The organism is Sphingobium sufflavum (assembly GCF_021403115.1).
GTDB classification, from domain to species: domain Bacteria; phylum Pseudomonadota; class Alphaproteobacteria; order Sphingomonadales; family Sphingomonadaceae; genus Sphingobium; species Sphingobium sufflavum.
Genome location: NZ_JAJSSH010000005.1, coordinates 153,499 through 169,506 on the forward strand (window position 1 = coordinate 153,499; position 16,008 = coordinate 169,506).

A 16,008-nucleotide genomic window follows, 5' to 3' on the forward strand; every position below is an offset into this window, starting at 1 on the left:
TGACCGCTGCCGGTTCAGCGCCCCGTCCACTCCGGCTTGCGCTTCTCGGCAAAGGCGCGGGGGCCTTCCTGCGCGTCATGGCTCTTGTACGTCGCTTCATGCGCCGCGCGGGCGGCCTGCAACGCGGCGCCGCGGCCCATCTCGGTCGCCAGCATCACCGTCTCGCGCCCCGCCTTCACGGACAGCGGCGCGCCCTCCAATATCTCCTGCGCCAGCGCGAGGGCCACCTCCATCAGCGCCTCCGGCTCCGCCAGCCTGTTGACCAGGCCGATCTCATAGGCGCGCTGCGCCGTGATCGGCTTGCCGGTCAGGATGATCTCCATCATGATCCGCTGCGGGATCATGCTGATGAGCGGCGCAGCCCAGGGCGATCCCCGGCCCACCTTCACCTCGGTAATCGCGAATTTCGCCGCCGTGCTGGCGACGCACAGGTCGCATGCCTGCGCGATCATCCACCCGCCCGCAAAGGCCACGCCGTTGACCGCCGCGATGGTCGGCTTGGTCAGTTCGATGGTGTCATAGGGCAGCGGGAACATGTCGCGCGGTGGCACCTGCATCCCCGTCTCGACCATTTCCTTCAGGTCGCCACCCGCGCAGAACGCCTTTTCCCCCGTACCGGTCAGGATGGCGACCCGCGCCTTCGGGTCGGCCTCGAATCGCTCCCATGCGCTGCGCAGCCCCTCACGCACCTCACGCCCCAGCGCGTTGCGCTGTTCGGGTCGGTTGATGGTGATGATGGCGATGCCGTCTTCGCGGACATCGAACAGGACGGCGTCGCTCATGGACTTTCCTTTCAGCCTTCGGACTGGTTCACGCGCAGGCGCGGCGACACCGGGGCATCGTCGGCGACCCGCCACCACAGGTTGCGGCGCGACGCGGCGGAATAATGGACATGGTGCGACCGGCGCATCGGCGCGGCTGCCGGCTTCCTGACTCCGTCCATCAAAACCCACGCTGCCGGATGACATGCGCCGCCCGGTCCAGTTCCTCGCGAAAGTCCGGGTGGGCGATGGCGATCAGGCGGCGCGTGCGCTCCGCCAGCGTCTGGCCCTTCAGCTCCGCCGCGCCAAATTCGGTGACGATCACGTCCACGTCGGACCGCGCCGTCGTCACCGGTCCCGCCAGATCGACCACGATCTTGCTGATCGTCCCGCCCTTGGCCGTCGCGGACAGGGCGATGATCGACCGCCCCCCCGGCGAGCGCGCGCCCGCCCGCACGAAATCCACCTGGCCACCCGTGCCGCCCAGATAGGCCGCGCCCGATTGCTCGGCGTTGACCTGACCCGTCAGGTCGACCTCCAGCGCGCTGTTGATCGTGACCAGCCGCTCCAACTGACCCAGCACCGCCGCATCATGGGTATAGGCCGTGCTGCACAGCCGCACCGCCTTGTTGCCGTTCGCCCAGTCATACAGCCGCTTCGTGCCGATGAACGCGCCGTTGACCGACATGCCCCGGTCGATGGCCTTGCGCGCATTGGTCACGACTCCCGCCTCGACCAGTTCGACCAGCCCGTCGCCCAGCATACCGCTATGCACGCCCAGATCCCGCCGGTCGCCCAGCAGGCGCAAGATCGCATCGGGCACCGCACCCACGCCCGTCTGGATGCAGGAACCGTCGCCGATATAGGCGGCAGCGAACCCGGCGATGGCCTCGTCCGTCGCGCCGATCCGGGGCGCGCCGACTTCCACCGGCGTGCGCGACACCGGCACCGCCACGTCGATCGCGCTGCCCTTGATCCGCTCGCCCGGCACATAGGGCACCTGATCGTTGACCTCCGCGATCACGACCCGCGCCTTGTCCACCATCGCGCGGGTATGGTCGCCGATCAGGCCAAAACTGTGGTTGCCATCCGCATCCGCCGGGCTGACCTGTATCATCGCCACGTCGCAACCGATGATCCCCGCCTCGATAAACGGCCCGATCTGGCTGACATGGGCGGGGATGATGGACAACTTGCCCACCTTGGTCATCGACCGCAACTGACCGATGGCCCCCATGGACGACAGCGCGAAACTGCCCGCGCTGTCCGGCGTGAACAGCCCCGAAAAGCTCGTCGCGATGAACGCCGACAGCCCGCCGATCGCCCCGCCCTGCGCGATCAGCGCCTCGACCAGGGTTGTCGGCTCGCCGCACGCCTGCCCAAAGACGATGCGGTCGCCCGCCTTCAGATAGCGGCCAAGGTCCAGGTCGGCGGCGTCCACCACTGCGCCCATGATTACCGCCCTGCCTGCTTCAGCAACTGCTGCGCGCGCGACAGATAGGGACGGTCGAGCATACCGCCCTTCCACCCGATTGCGCCCACCCCTGGGTTGGCGGCGAAGACGTCCACGATCTCCTGCGCTTCCGCAATCTCCGCCTCGGTCGGGGTGAAGGCCGCGTTGATGACATCGACCTGCGCCGGATGGATGGCCAGCATCCCCCGGAAGCCATCGCGCCGCACGCCCTCGGCCCGCTTGCGCAGCGCGTCGAGATCCTTGAAGTCCGCCGAAATCGTCTCGATCGCCGTCACGCCCGCCGTCGCCGCGCCCAGCACGGTCAGGCTGCGCGCCAGTTCATAGGTAAAGCTGTAGCTGCCATCGGGATTGCGGTTGGACGACGCGCCGATGCTGTCCGCCAGATCCTCCGCGCCCCAAGTCAGCGCCACGACGCGCGGCGCGCCCTTGTAGCTGCCGGTGTGGAACATCGCTTCCGCCGTCTCGGTGATCAGGACGATGACCTTGGTCGACCCTTCCTCGATGCCATTGGCGACCTCCAGAGCGGACAGCACATGGTCCAGCTTCTCGACTTCGGCCCGGCTATACACCTTGGGCAGCATGATGCCGCCGGGGTTGGCGGGCATGACGGCCGCCAGGTCGCCCAGCGTGTACGGGCCGTCGAACGGATTGATGCGGACCCACAGCCGCTCGCGCTGCGCCGGGTTCGCCTTGATGAAATCATGCACGGTGGCGCGCGTCGCGATCTTGTTTTCCGGCGCAACGGCATCCTCCAGGTCGATCAGGACGATGTCGGCTACGCCCTCCATCGCCTTGGTCATCTTCTTCTCACTGTCGCCCGGCGCGAACAGCCAGGAGCGCGCGCGGAAACCTTCGACCTGTGCTGCCATGATAGTGCATTCCTTCCTGAAACCGTCGCATGCCCATCCAACAGGGATGTTGATTTGGCAAGCCCCGCCACATCCGCCACCCTTCGCCCTGCGACGGGGTCCGGGCGAACCGGCAGGGCTGCCCTCAATAGGACTTCGGCAATTCCAGCACCTTCTCCGCGATGAAGTTCAGGATCATATGCGGGCTGACAGGCGCGGTGCGCGGGATCAGTATCTCGCGGGTCAGCCTCTCAACATGATATTCCTGCGCATAGCCCATGCCGCCCAGCGTCAGCATGGCGGTGTGACATGCCTCGAACCCGAATTCAGCGGCCAGATATTTGGCGCTGTTCGCCTCCACGCCGCACTCCTCGCCCTTGTCGAACAGGGTCGCGGCCTTCATCACCATCAGATTGGCGGCCTCCACCTGCATCCAGCATTTGGCGAGCGGGTGCTGGATGCCCTGGTTCATGCCGATGGGCCGGTCGAACACGATCCGTTCCTTGGCATAGCGGGCGGCGCGGGCCAGCGCATTGCGCGCAATGCCCACGGACTCGGCGGCCAGCAGGATACGCTCCGGGTTCAGGCCCTTCAGCAGGATGCGAAAGCCCTGCCCTTCCTCACCGATCCGGTCTTCTTCCGGGATGAACAGGTCGGTGATGAACAGCATGTTGGACCCGACGGCATGGCGGCCCATCTTGGGGATGATCTGATGCTCGATATGGGCGCGGTCCAGCTTGGTGTAGAACAGCGAGAGGCCGTGCGTCTTGTTCTTCACATCCTCCAGCGCCGTCGTGCGCGCGATCAGCAGCATCCGGTCCGCGACATGCGCGTTGGTGATCCAGATCTTCTCGCCATTGACGCGGTATCCGCCGTCGACCTTCTTCGCGAAGGTTTTCAGCTTGGTGGTGTCGAGGCCGGTGTTCGGCTCCGTCACCGCAAAGCACATCTTCTCCTCACCCGCCAGCACGGGGGGAATCATCCGCTGCTTCTGCTCTTCCGTGCCGAACAGGGCGACCGGCTCCAGCCCGAAGACAGGACCATGGATGGTGGACGCGGCGGTCATGCCGCCGCCCGCCTCCGCCACCGCCTGCATCATGATCGCGGCCTCGGTGATGCCCAGCCCGGCGCCGCCATAGGCTTCCGGCATGGCCACGCCCAGCCAGCCCGCGTCCGCCATGGACGTGTAGAAATCGAAGGGGAACTCCGCCTTGTGATCCTGCGCCAGCCAATATTCGTCGGAAAATTGCGAACAATGTTTCAGGACCGCATCGCGGATGTTCTGCTGGTCCTCTGTGAACGCATATTCCACGATGCTGCCCTCGCCTGACTGGTCTGAAATCCCGGCCGCCATAGCAGTCGCGCCCCGCCCGCACAACAATTCTCATGCCGATAACCGTTCACTAGACCGAAATACGAATGGATTTTCGCTGCGGGATGGGGTAGCGAAAACACCCATTCGGTTGTGCAACTTGAAAGATTCACATGACGGGCAAGAAGCAGGGACCGCTTTCGGGCGTTCGGGTGGTGGACCTCACCAGCATGGTCTTCGGTCCCTATGGCACGCAGATCATGGCCGACATGGGCGCGGACGTCATCAAGATCGAACCGCCCGCCGGCGACAACACCCGCTTCATCAACGCCGGCCCCACGCCCGACCTTGGCGGCGTCTTCATGAATGTGAACCGCGGCAAGCGCAGCGTCGTCCTCGACCTGCGGGTGGAGAAGGACAAGGATGTCCTGCGCGCCCTGATCGCCACCGCCGACGTCTTCATCCACTCGATGCGCGGCAAGGCGATCGCCAAGCTGGGTTTCGACTATGCGGCAGTCAAGGCGATCAAGCCGGACATCGTCTACACCAATTGCTACGGCTATTCGCGGCGTGGCCCGGACGGGGACAAGCCCGCCTATGACGACACGATCCAGGCGGAGGTCGGCTTGCCCCATTTGCAGGGACTGATGACCGGCAAGCCCGATTTCGTCGCCACCATCATCGCCGACAAAGTGGCGGGGCTCACCGGCCTCTATGCCACCATGATGGCCCTATTCCACCGCGAACGCACCGGCGAGGGGCAGGAAGTGGAAGTCGGTATGTTCGAGACGATGGCGTCCTTCGTTCTGGCCGAGCACGCCTCCGGCAAGCTGTTCGAGCCGCCACTCGGCCCTGCGGCCTATCACCGCGTCGTCGCCCGCAACCGCAAGCCGTACAAGACGAAGGACGGCTATATCGCCGCGCTCGTCTATAACGACAAGCATTGGAACGCCTTTGTCGAGTCCGTGAAGCCCGTCTGGGCGACCGCCGAGTTCGACACGCTGGCCAAGCGCGCCGCCCGGATCGACGAGGTCTACGGCCTGCTCGGCGGCACCTTCCTCGAAAAGACGACACAGGAATGGCTGGAGTTGCTGGAGGAACTGCACGTCCCCGCCGCGCCGCTGCGCACTACGGACGAACTGTTCGACAACGAGCATCTCAACGCCGTCGGCTTCTTTGAAACGGTGGAGACGAAGGAAGGCCCGATCCGCTTTCCCGGCGTCCCCACATGGTTCTCCGCCACCCCCGGCAAGGTGCAGGGACCGACCCCGCATCTGGGCGAGCATACGGCGGAAATTCTTGCCGAACTGGGACTCGCCGCCAACGACGCCTGACCGGCGTTCATCGGCATCTTCGGCCTTTATCGTCATCCCGGTGCAGGTCGGGGTCTGGTTCGATCATATGCTTTTCTATCGCTGGACCCTTAGCGATCCACGCCTGCGCCAGCCGGACCTGTGCCTAGATGCCGGGGAGAGGCCAACGCCTCCCCCGGCACAATCATTCTGCACTGGTCCACACGCTCGTCATCGCGCGCGGTGAGAGATATTTGGTCTTCGTCCAGCCGCCATCGACCACGATCGACTGGCCGTTGATCATCTCGCTGCCGGGCAGGCACAGAAAAGCGATGACGCTCGCCACATCCTCCGGCTCGGCCAAACGCGGATAGGGCGTTGTCTCCACATTGGCGCGCTTGAAGCCCTCATCCTCGAAACGGTGGCGCACCATGTCGGTCATCGTCACGCCCGGCGCGACATTGTTGGTGCGGATGCCCTGCGGCCCATATTCGCACGCCATATGTTCCGACAATGACTTCAGGCCACCCTTGGCCGCCGAATAGGCACCGCCACGCCGTCCGCCAATCATGGCGAAGGTGGAGGTAACGTTCACGATGCTCGACCCCGGAGCCATATGCACCACCACGTCGCGGCACAGCCGGAACGGCGCGCGCAGCATGATGTCGATGAAGCCGTCCAGCGTGGCGTCGTCCGTCTCATGCAACGGCTTGGGGCTGCCTACGCCCGCATTATTGACCAGATGGTCGATCCGCCCGAAGCGCTCCAGCGCGCCCTGCACGATGGCCTGCGGCGCATCGTCGGCGGTCACGTCGACGGAGATGGTCAGCAGTCGCTCGGTCCCGCCCAGTTCCTGCTCCAGCGCCGCCAGCTTCGCGGTATCGCGGCCTACGCCGACGATCGCCAGCCCCTCGGCATGCAGCATCTTCGCCGTCGCCAGGCCGATACCGCTGCCCGCACCCGTAATGATGGCCGTCTTCATGGGAGCATCCTCTCTTCAACATCCGAAAAACTGCACGGCCAATAGACGCATCGGACCGTCCACGTCGAGATCAAGCAGGACCGCCGTCCCGCACCTGCGCCCGCAACCGCCGGGGCGATGCGCCGAACCACCGCTGGCAACTGCGCGACAGCACCGACGTCTCCGCATAGCCCAGTTTCTCCGCGATCCGCGTGACCGGCATATCGGTTCGGGCCAGATAATAATGAGCCACATCCCGCCGCACCTCGTCCTTGACCTCCTCGAACGTCTTGCCCTCCGCCTGCAATCGGCGATGCAGCGTGCGCGGATGCAGGCACAGCGCGTCCGCAATCTGGCCGATACCGCAATCCGACAAGCCCAAATGCCGCATCAGCCGCCCCCGCACCCGCGCATGCATCGGCGCCAGCGTGTCCGGGAAAGCCGCCTCGATATGGCGCGCGGCGGCGGCGTGCTGCTCCGCATCGCTGTCCACCACCGGGGCGGCCATGTCCTTCTCGGTAAAGACAATGCCGTTGACCTGTTGGTCGAACAGCACTTCGCATCCGAAATATTGGCGATAGACGCGCAGAGGCAACACCGGTCGATAGCGCAGATACACCCGCCGCACCCGCGCTCGACCGCCAGTAATCTCGACCGCGTTGAGATGGGCGAGCAACAGCACCTGCTCCACCGCCTGCGCGCACAGCGGCACATTATCGAGGAGGAAGTCCATCCCCACAAAGACCCGGCGGCTTTCCCGGTTGCGCTCCATCGGCATCGCACCCGCAAGACTATAGGCCTGCATATGCGTCGCGGCATAACGCAGCGCAGCGCCCAGTGTAGCCGCGTTGCGCATCACCACGCCCAATGGGCCGAACACTTGCGCCCCCCGCTGCCGCACTGCCAGTCGCATGCCGAAATCGGGACAGGCCAGTTCCGCCGCCGCCAGTTCCAGCAGGGCAATCATCGCGCGAAACCGTACGCGCGGCTCCACCCCATCCAGCGTGGCCGGGTCGATCTCCACAGCCTGCATCATGGCATCGGGATCACCACCCAGGTCGCGCACCAGTTCGGGGAACAGCGCCAACGTCCGCGCCTGCACCATCTCAAAGGCGCTGTCGTCACCCTGCTCCGTCATGCCATCTCCTGCTCTTCCCCGGCGTGCCACCCTGTCGGCAAAAGTCAAGACGATCCCACACCCCGGACCTACCCTTCTGTCCAGCGCACAGGACCGTTGCCCCAAAAGACCGGCACCGGCCAGCAGGACAGGAGAGCAATGTGACTGGCCAGATCAGGTTCGGCTATCTCTATGATTTCAGGAATCCGGCGCAGTGGCAGCGTCCGTGGCACGAACTCTATGCCGACATATTGGATGCGGTCGTGGCGACCGAGGCGCTGGGATTCACCGGCGCGTGGGTGCCCGAACATCATGGGGCGGAGGACGGCTATATGCCCGCCCCCAATATCGCGCTAGCCGCCATCGCCGCGCGGACGAAGACGATCCGCCTCGGCTCCGCCGTGGGCCTTGCCCCGCTCTATCATCCTGTGCGCTTTGCGGAGGAATGCGCGATCCTCGACATCCTGTCCAACGGCCGCCTCGAAATGGCGCTGGCTATCGGCTATCGTCGACGGGAAACGGAGGGCTATGGCGTCGATTTCACCCGGCGCGGCAGCCGCTTCGACGAATTTCTGCACATCGTCCAGCGGCTGTGGGCGGGCGAAAGCGTGACCTTCGAGGGCAAGCATTTCACCATCACCAACGCCACCATCGTGCCGCCACCGCCGCGCGGGCGCGTGCCCCTCTATATCGGCGGTTTCGCGGACAAGGCGCTGGTCCGCGTCGCCAGATATGCCGACGGCTATTTCGGCAACGAGGAAGTGTGCGGCCTCTACGCCGACAAGCTGCGCGAGGAGGGCAAGGATCCCGCCGCCGCGCGCATCCGCATCCAAGGCCTGTTCCTGGCCGTCGCCGATGACCCCGCCGCCGCGATGGAGGAACTGGCCCCCTATTATCATCATGTGAACAACAGCTATGGCGCGTGGCTCAACGAGGACAAGGCGATCGGCCTCGACTCCCCTCTCCTCGCGCCGATGACGCTGGACAAGTTCAAGGCCAGCGGCATCCTCGAAATCCTGACCCCGGATCAGGCGATCGCCAAGTTCAAGGCGATGCAGTCCCGCATCCCCGTCGAGCATTTCATGATGATGATGCCCCCCGGCCTGCCCGCCGAACGCTTTCTGGCCTATGCGCAATTGTTCGCGAGGGAGGTTGCGCCCGCGTTTCGCTGAAGGGAAGAGCGGCGGGACGATGATGGCTCGTCCGTTCGTTATCAGCCAGTCGGAGGGCCGCGTTTTTCGGGCCGGGACGGGGAGAGGAACGCCCTTTGACATTCAAGGAGGAGCCATGCCCCGTTTGCACATTACCAACCGAATGGCACAAATGGGGCGCACTGCTTTAGCCCGCCCCTTTGATGCCCCCCCATTCCAACAGGCGCGCACCGGGAGCATACAACAGATACCGCCGCACCCCGGAATCAAAAGGGCCGCCCTGAACGGACGGCCCTTTTCTGAAACCGGCCTGTTACGGCCAGGCGCTATCAGCGCGAAGAGATCAGTTCGTTCTTGGTCAGGCTGGTCGCGATCTTGCCGTCGGCGGCGGAGATCGTGTTGCCCGGAACGGTCACGAGGCGGCCGTCGAGGATGATCTGGGCCGAACCATCGGCCGTGACCTTGTAGATGGCGCCGAGGCGGACACCGCCGTTGGCGTACAGCATCTTGCCCTTTTCAGCGGCAGCCTGTGCATTCGCGGCAACCGGCGCGAGCGCAAGTGCAGCAAGGACAACCAGACCGGAAAGCTTCTTCATAAAACACTCCATTCGTTACCGGACGTCGACCGAATCAGGATCACTGACCGGCTTATACTAAGTCAGGTTAGTATGTTGCGCCTGCGAAAGTCAATAGTTTTCGTAGAGACATTTGGCTCGTACCTGCCTGAGTTCCCTAAGAATTTGTTGTCACAGCCCAAATTTTTCTCAGGGTGCCGGATAGTGTGTATTTTCAGCGGTGAGCCGTCGGAATGGCGACACCGCTCCGCCATGGGCAAGACAGCGTGCGCTATCAGCCCTGTCGGCACGCGCCGCGAGCGCCGGAAATGGCCGATGCGAGTGGCGTCCCGGCGGCGAGTCGCGACGGTTGCAGGTGCGAGATGAGGAGACCCGCCTGACCCACCGCAGGCGATTCTGCCGACTCTTCTCTTCTCTTCTCATCTCATCTCTTCTCTCCCGCTTACCGCCGGTCCCGCCGCCATCCGGTCAACATGCCGCTTGAACAGGCCCGCCCGTTCGCCCTGTTCAAACCGGCCGCGTAACTCGCGTGAATGTCGAAGGTCTGCCCTTCATTCGTGAAGCCACAGTAACAGGGAAAGCACAGCCGTTCGGCTTCGCCCGCCCTTTGGGTCGACAAGCGCAGACCTCCATGAGGATAATCCACGCGATGGCGGCCCGCACCGCACATCCCCACCATGGCATCAAGGGCCGAGGCGCCACCCCAACCCCCTCCACAAACCGCCCCATCGCGGAGGGGATCGGGGCCAGCCGCCATCGTCGCGGCGATGTGCGGGGCGGGCCTGCATGTTCGGCTTGCGGCCCGGCGTGGCGACCCTATTTTACCGGCCTTGGATTCCCGGTAATTGTGACGACACGGCACGCCCCGACGGGGCGAGGGATAAACATAAAGGTGATGATGCGATGACTCAGGTTATGAAGGGTGTGCGGGTTCTCGAAGTGGCCCAGTTCACATTTGTCCCGGCAGCGGGCGGCATCCTGGCCGACTGGGGCGCCGACGTCATCAAGATCGAGCATCCGGTGCGCGGCGACACGCAGCGCGGCTTCCTCAACATGGGCGGCGTGACGCTCGATCCGCAGCGCCACACCCTGTTCGAGCATCCCAATCGTGGCAAGCGCAGCGTCGGCATCGACATCTCCACGCCCGAAGGACAGGAAGTCCTGTATGAACTGGCGAAGACCGCCGACGTCTTCCTGACCAACTACCTCCCGCAGGTGCGCCAGAAGAACAAGTTCGACGTGGAGCATATCCGCGCGATCAACCCCAACATCATCTATGCACGCGGCAGCGCCTTTGGCGACAAGGGACCGGAGCGCGAAGTCGGCGGCTTCGACGGCACCGCCTTCTGGGCGCGCAGCGGCGTCGCCTATTCGATGACGCCGGAGGAACTGCCCGGCCCGCTGAACCAGGGCATCCCCGCGTTCGGCGATTCCATCGGCGGCATGTTCATCGCGGGCGGCATCTCCGCCGCGCTGCTGCACCGGGAAAAGACCGGGGAGGCGACCGTGATGGACGTCTCACTGCTCAGCTCCGCCATCTGGGCTTCGGGCGCGCTGATCGCGCAGGTCGCCGAGACGGGCGTGCTGTCGCGCAACCCCATGCCGGGTAAGGGCGGCGCGGCGCGCAACCCGTTGCAGGGCAATTACCAGACGTCCGACAACGGCACGATCAACCTGTGCACCCTGTCGCCCACCGGCCATATCCAGAATTTCTTCGACCATATCGGTGAGCCGGACGCCGCGAAAGACCCGCGCTTTGCCGACGCGCGCGCGCTGTTCGAAAATGCCGGTGCGGCCAGCGACATCATCGTCAAGGCGATCGGCGCAAAGCCGTTCGAATATTGGCGCCAGCACCTCAAAACCTACACCGGCCAGTGGGCGCCGATCCAGTCCTTCGCGGACCTGCTGACCGACGAGCAGGCGCTGGCCAACGACATGATCGTGGAAGTCGAGGCCGCCGACGGCAGCGACAAGCCGCTCAAGCTGGTGCGCGGTCCCGTGCAGTTCGACGGCGCACCCACCGTCACCACCCGCTCGCCCTCCGCATCGGAGCATACCGAGCTGGTCCTGATGGAACTGGGCGTCGAGTGGGACAAGATCGAGGCATGGAAGGCCGCGGGCGCCATCGCCTAACAAGACAGGCGCATAACAGGACAGGACGCCTGTCCGACCACCCGAAGGACGCGGCCCGATGACTCAGATTCTGAAAGGCATCCGCGTCCTGGAGGTGGCCCAATATATGTTCGTGCCGACCTGCGGCGCGATACTGGCGGACTGGGGCGCGGACGTCATCAAGGTCGAGCACCCGCTGCGTGGCGACACGCAGCGGGGCTTCGTCACCATCGGCGGCATGACCTTCGACCCGACGGTCAACCCGATGATCGAGCATCCCAATCGCGGCAAGCGCAGCGTGGGCATCGACATCTCCACGGCGGAGGGGCAGCGGCTCCTGTATGAACTGGCCGCCACCGCCGACGTTTTCCTGACCAACTACCTGCCCGACGCACGGGCGAAGCTGAATATCGACGTAGCGCATATCCGCGCCGCCAACCCCGCGATCATCTATGCGCGGGGTAGCGCCTATGGCGACAAGGGACCGGATCGGGAGCGGGGCGGATTCGACGGCACCGCCTTCTGGTCGCACAGCGGAATCGCGCGCGCCCTGTCCCCGGCGGACATGGAAGTGCCCCTGATGTGCAATATCGGCGCGTTCGGCGACTCCATATCGGGCATGAACCTGGCGGGCGGGATCATGGGGGCGCTGTTCCACCGCGACCGCACGGGGGAGGCGCTGGAGGTGGATGTGTCGCTGCTCGGCTCCGCCGCCTGGGCGTCCGGCTCCGCGATCAACACCTTCACCCATGGCGGGCGCATGACGGTGGCGCAGATGCCGCGCGCGGGCGCGTCCGCTGTCAATCCGTTCATGGGCAATTTCCTGACGTCCGACGGCGGCACGATCAGCCTGTTCATCATGGCGCCCGGCCCGGTGATCCGCGACACCTTCGCCCATTTCGGGCTGGAAGAGGCCGCCGACGACCCCCGTTTCGCCGATGCGCGTGCGCTTTTTGCCCATGCCGGACCCGCCGGCGCGATGATCGCCACGGCGATAGCGGCCAAACCCTTCGCCTATTGGCGCGATCATCTCCGGACGATGAAGGGGCAATGGGCGGCGGTGCAAAGCTTCCTCGACCTCGCCCAAGACGCGCAGGCATTGGCCAATGACCTGTTCTTCGAGGTGGAGACAATTGACGGTAGCGGCCCGATGCGGATCGTGCGTGGACCCGTGCAATATAATCATCAACCCACCGTATCGACCCGCGCACCGCAGGCGTCGGAGCATACCGAGACGCTATTGCTGGAACTGGGGCTTGAATGGGACAGGATCGAACGCCTAAAGGCGTGTGGTGCAATCGCCTGAAGGGCGACAGTGGAGGATGAAGCGGAATGAAGCCAGGAACGAAGCTCAAGAGCACCGTCTGCGACACCGAAGTCATGGTGATCAAGGCCGGTGAGGGCACGATCGAATGTGGCGGCGCGGCGATGGCCGAGGCAAAGCCTGCGGAACTGGGCGCTCTCTCCGCCGATTTTTCGGCCGGTACGCTGATGGGCAAACGCTATGTCGATGCGGCCGGCACGTTCGAGCTGCTGTGCGTCAAGCCCGGCAAGGGCAATCTTTCCGTCAGCGGCGCGGCCCTGTCCATCAAGGACGCCAAGCCCCTTCCCGCGTCGGACTGAACGAAAGGAGTTCGGGGGCGGCCCATGAACATCTCGCTGATTCTCGAAATGGCGGCCGATGCCGCTCCCGACCGTGTCGGACTGGTCTGCGACGGCCAGCGCTGGACCTATGGCGACCTGCTCTCGGCGGCGCGCGGCGCGGCGGAGGCGATCCGTGCGGCCAAGGTCGAGCATGTGGCCCTGCTGGACGAGAGCAGCGAGGCGGGCGCCATCGCCCTCTTCGGCGCCGGTCTGGCGGGCGTGCCCTATTGCCCGCTCAACTATCGGCTGGCCGATGCGGACCTCGCCGCCCTGCTGGAGCGCATCACGCCTTCCGTCATCATCGGTGACGTGGCGCGGGTGAAGCGCCTGTGCCCGGACGAGCGCAACCTGGTGCTGTCGCGCGCGGACTTCGTGGCGGCGGCGCAGGCTGCCGCAGCCAGCGCCGCGCAAGAGGGCGACGAGGGGGAAGGCATCGCCATCCAGCTGTTCACCAGCGGCACGACGGCGGCGCCCAAGGCGGCGATCCTGCGCCATTCCAACCTGCTGTCCTACATCCTCGGCACCGTCGAGTTCGGATCGGCCGAGGAAACGGACGCCGCGCTGGTCAGCGTTCCACCCTATCATATCGCGGGCATCTCCGCGCTGCTCAGCTCCATCTACTCGCTGCGCCGCATCCTGCTGCTCCCCGCGTTCGAACCGGAAGCGTGGATCAGGCTGGCGTCGGCCGAGGGCGCGACCAACGCCTTCGTCGTGCCGACCATGCTCCAGCGGATCATCAACAAGATCGACGAGGGCGCATCGCACGACATCTCCACCCTGCGCGCCATCGCCTATGGCGGCGGCAAGATGCCGCTGGAGATCATCGACCGCGCGCTGGACCTGTTCCCGACCGCCAGCTTCACCAACGCCTATGGCCTGACCGAAACCAGCTCGACCGTCGCCCTGCTCGGCCCGGACGAGCATCGCGCCGCGCACAAGGCGACGGACGAGAAGGTGCGTGCCCGCCTCGCCTCCGTCGGTCAGCCGCTGCCCACCATCGAACTGGAAATCCGGGACGAGGATGGCAAAGTCCTGCCCGCCGGCGAACGGGGCGAAATCTATGTTCGCGGCGATCAGGTGTCGGGCGAGTATAAGGAGCGTTCCGCGCTCACCGCCGATGGCTGGTTCCCGACCCGCGACGCGGGCTGGCTGGACGAGGAAGGCTATCTCTTCCTCTCCGGCCGGGCCGACGACGTGATCGTGCGCGGCGGCGAGAATATGTCGCCGGGCGAGATCGAGGATGTGCTGGCCACCCACGCCGCCATCGCGGACAGCTGCGCCGTCGCCGTTCCGTCGGTGGAATGGGGCGAGGCGGTGGGTGTCGCCATCGTCGTGCGTCCGGGCCATGACACGCCGGACGTAGCCGACCTCAACGCGCTGATCCGGGGCCGCCTGCGCTCCAGCCGCGTGCCGGAGAAGACGCTGTTCGTCGCGGAACTGCCCTATAATGAAATGGGCAAGCTGCTCCGCCGCGAGGTCAAGAAGCTGTTTGCCGACTGACCCCAGCCTTCCCGGCCTCCACCCCGCCAGTCATCGCCCCCTGTTGACGATGCCGCTGGCGGGATGGGCCGAGCATCAATTCGCCAGCTTCATGGCCCTGACGGGATCGCCCGCCCTGCACAGTCTGAGCGGGGCGGGTTTTCTTGTCGAGCGGGCCGCGATCAACGGCTTTGCCGTGCCCGGTGCGGTGTCGGCGGGCGGTGGTTGCCGCCTGATCGCCACGCGCGACAATTGGGTGGCGCTGAACCTCGCGCGCGGCGACGACCGCGACCTGCTGCCCGCGCTGTTCCGGGACGAAACCCTTAACCCCCGCGACGACGCCGCCATCGCGGCCCGCATGGCGGGGTGCGACGCGGCGGACATGGTGGGCCGGGGCCGTGAACTGGGCCTCGCCCTCGCCGCGATGGACGAAGCGCCTGTCAGCCCCGCGATGACCGTGACCACCACCGGCATTCGCCGCGCCGCGCCCACCGGCCGGGCGCCACGGGTGATCGACCTGTCCGCCCTGTGGGCCGGGCCATTGGCCGGGCACCTGTTCTGGCTGGCCGGGGCCGAGGTGGTGAAAGTGGAAAGCCGCACGCGGCCCGACGCCATGCGCGACGGCGACCCCGGCCTCTTCGCCCTGCTCAACCAGGGCAAAGCGAATGTCGCGCTGGACCTGCACGATTCGGCGGACCGCGCCGCGCTGATCGCGCTGATCGAGCGGGCCGACATGGTGATAGAGGCGGCCCGCCCCCGCGCCCTGCTCCAGTTCGGTATCGACGCGGACGCCCTTGTCGCGCGGGTTCCGGGCCTCGTCTGGCTGACCATCACCGGGCATGGCGTCAGCGACGGGGCGGCGGGAGACGCGGCCCATTGGGTCGGCTTTGGCGACGATTGCAGCGTCGCGGGCGGCCTGAGCGCCGCGCTGCGCGAGGCGACCGGGCGGATCGGTTTCGCGGGCGACGCGCTGGCCGACCCGATCACCGGCATCGCCGCCGCCCTTGTCGCCTGGCACCGCTGGACCGGCAGAGAGGGCGGGCGCATCATCTTCTCCATGGCGGGGACAATCCGTGCCGCGCTGAAGCGGGAACAGGACGCCGAACCCGCCCGGCTCTACACCAGCCTCAAGCGGTGGGCGGCGGCAACGGGGCGCCCCATGGCGGAGGTTTTCGGCGGCACGCCGCTGCGCTCCCCCACCGCGCCGGTGGCGGCGCTGGGACAGGATAGCGCGCCATGGCTGGGCGGCACGCTATGATGGCCATCGTCCCCGTCGATCGTG

General features: G+C 65.8%; 15 protein-coding genes. 7 read left to right on the forward strand and 8 right to left on the reverse strand.

What is annotated here, in order from left to right; genetic code table 11:
• Nucleotides 1-14: 14 nt before the first annotated feature.
• The 5 genes from LWE61_RS09820 to LWE61_RS09840 all read right to left on the reverse strand — a co-directional run bounded on the left by LWE61_RS09820 (nucleotide 15) and on the right by LWE61_RS09840 (nucleotide 4,395).
• On the reverse strand, nucleotides 15-782 hold the full coding sequence (locus LWE61_RS09820) for an enoyl-CoA hydratase/isomerase family protein (protein WP_234149879.1): 768 nt from the start codon (nucleotides 780-782) through the stop codon (nucleotides 15-17).
• A gap of 11 nt (nucleotides 783-793) precedes the next feature.
• Entirely contained in the window at nucleotides 794-943 is a 150-nt protein-coding gene (locus LWE61_RS09825; protein WP_234149880.1) for a hypothetical protein, read from the reverse strand.
• A complete protein-coding gene (locus tag LWE61_RS09830) occupies nucleotides 943-2,214 on the reverse strand; it encodes an acetyl-CoA hydrolase/transferase family protein (protein WP_234149881.1) in 1,272 nt (423 codons plus the stop codon). The genes LWE61_RS09825 and LWE61_RS09830 overlap by 1 nt, the downstream gene beginning before the upstream one ends.
• Before the next feature lie 2 nt (nucleotides 2,215-2,216).
• Nucleotides 2,217-3,104, reverse strand: a complete 888-nt coding sequence (locus LWE61_RS09835; protein ID WP_234149882.1) for an HpcH/HpaI aldolase/citrate lyase family protein — start codon at nucleotides 3,102-3,104, stop codon at nucleotides 2,217-2,219.
• 124 nt (nucleotides 3,105-3,228) lie between these two features.
• Nucleotides 3,229-4,395 carry an acyl-CoA dehydrogenase family protein gene (locus LWE61_RS09840; RefSeq protein ID WP_326490630.1) on the reverse strand — a complete coding sequence of 389 codons (1,167 nt, stop codon included), beginning with the start codon at nucleotides 4,393-4,395 and terminating at the stop codon, nucleotides 3,229-3,231.
• Between the two features lie 173 nt (nucleotides 4,396-4,568).
• On the opposite strand from LWE61_RS09840, the gene LWE61_RS09845 reads away from it, so the two are divergent.
• Nucleotides 4,569-5,729: a CaiB/BaiF CoA transferase family protein gene (locus tag LWE61_RS09845; RefSeq protein ID WP_234149884.1), complete on the forward strand. Its 1,161-nt coding sequence runs from the start codon at nucleotides 4,569-4,571 to the stop codon at nucleotides 5,727-5,729.
• 163 nt (nucleotides 5,730-5,892) lie between these two features.
• Here LWE61_RS09845 and LWE61_RS09850 read toward each other — a convergent pair whose 3' ends face one another.
• Together LWE61_RS09850 and LWE61_RS09855 are read right to left on the reverse strand one after the other, a co-directional pair.
• Nucleotides 5,893-6,669 (reverse strand): SDR family NAD(P)-dependent oxidoreductase, encoded by a 777-nt coding sequence (locus LWE61_RS09850; RefSeq protein WP_234149885.1) that lies wholly within the window; start codon nucleotides 6,667-6,669, stop codon nucleotides 5,893-5,895.
• Nucleotides 6,670-6,739: 70 nt separating this feature from the next.
• Nucleotides 6,740-7,786, reverse strand: coding sequence for an AraC family transcriptional regulator (locus LWE61_RS09855; RefSeq protein ID WP_234149886.1), 1,047 nt, complete (start codon nucleotides 7,784-7,786; stop codon nucleotides 6,740-6,742).
• A 140-nt stretch (nucleotides 7,787-7,926) separates the two neighbouring features.
• On the opposite strand from LWE61_RS09855, the gene LWE61_RS09860 reads away from it, so the two are divergent.
• Nucleotides 7,927-8,937, forward strand: coding sequence for an LLM class flavin-dependent oxidoreductase (locus LWE61_RS09860; protein ID WP_234149887.1), 1,011 nt, complete (start codon nucleotides 7,927-7,929; stop codon nucleotides 8,935-8,937).
• Between the two features lie 308 nt (nucleotides 8,938-9,245).
• Here LWE61_RS09860 and LWE61_RS09865 read toward each other — a convergent pair whose 3' ends face one another.
• Nucleotides 9,246-9,512, reverse strand: coding sequence for a hypothetical protein (locus LWE61_RS09865; RefSeq protein WP_234149888.1), 267 nt, complete (start codon nucleotides 9,510-9,512; stop codon nucleotides 9,246-9,248).
• 882 nt (nucleotides 9,513-10,394) lie between these two features.
• On the opposite strand from LWE61_RS09865, the gene LWE61_RS09870 reads away from it, so the two are divergent.
• From LWE61_RS09870 to LWE61_RS09890, 5 genes are read left to right on the forward strand one after another with little or no spacing between them, the layout of a single operon-like run.
• Entirely contained in the window at nucleotides 10,395-11,624 is a 1,230-nt protein-coding gene (locus LWE61_RS09870) for a CaiB/BaiF CoA transferase family protein (RefSeq protein ID WP_234149889.1), read from the forward strand.
• A gap of 58 nt (nucleotides 11,625-11,682) precedes the next feature.
• Complete coding sequence (locus LWE61_RS09875) at nucleotides 11,683-12,909, forward strand: CaiB/BaiF CoA transferase family protein (protein ID WP_234149890.1); 1,227 nt, start codon at nucleotides 11,683-11,685, stop codon at nucleotides 12,907-12,909.
• 26 nt (nucleotides 12,910-12,935) lie between these two features.
• On the forward strand, nucleotides 12,936-13,226 hold the full coding sequence (locus LWE61_RS09880) for a hypothetical protein (RefSeq protein WP_234149891.1): 291 nt from the start codon (nucleotides 12,936-12,938) through the stop codon (nucleotides 13,224-13,226).
• A gap of 24 nt (nucleotides 13,227-13,250) precedes the next feature.
• Nucleotides 13,251-14,747 (forward strand): class I adenylate-forming enzyme family protein, encoded by a 1,497-nt coding sequence (locus tag LWE61_RS09885; RefSeq protein ID WP_234149892.1) that lies wholly within the window; start codon nucleotides 13,251-13,253, stop codon nucleotides 14,745-14,747.
• Nucleotides 14,737-15,984, forward strand: coding sequence for a CoA transferase (locus LWE61_RS09890; RefSeq protein ID WP_234149893.1), 1,248 nt, complete (start codon nucleotides 14,737-14,739; stop codon nucleotides 15,982-15,984). Before LWE61_RS09885 ends, LWE61_RS09890 begins: the two co-directional genes overlap by 11 nt.
• The last annotated feature ends 24 nt before the right edge of the window (nucleotides 15,985-16,008 follow it).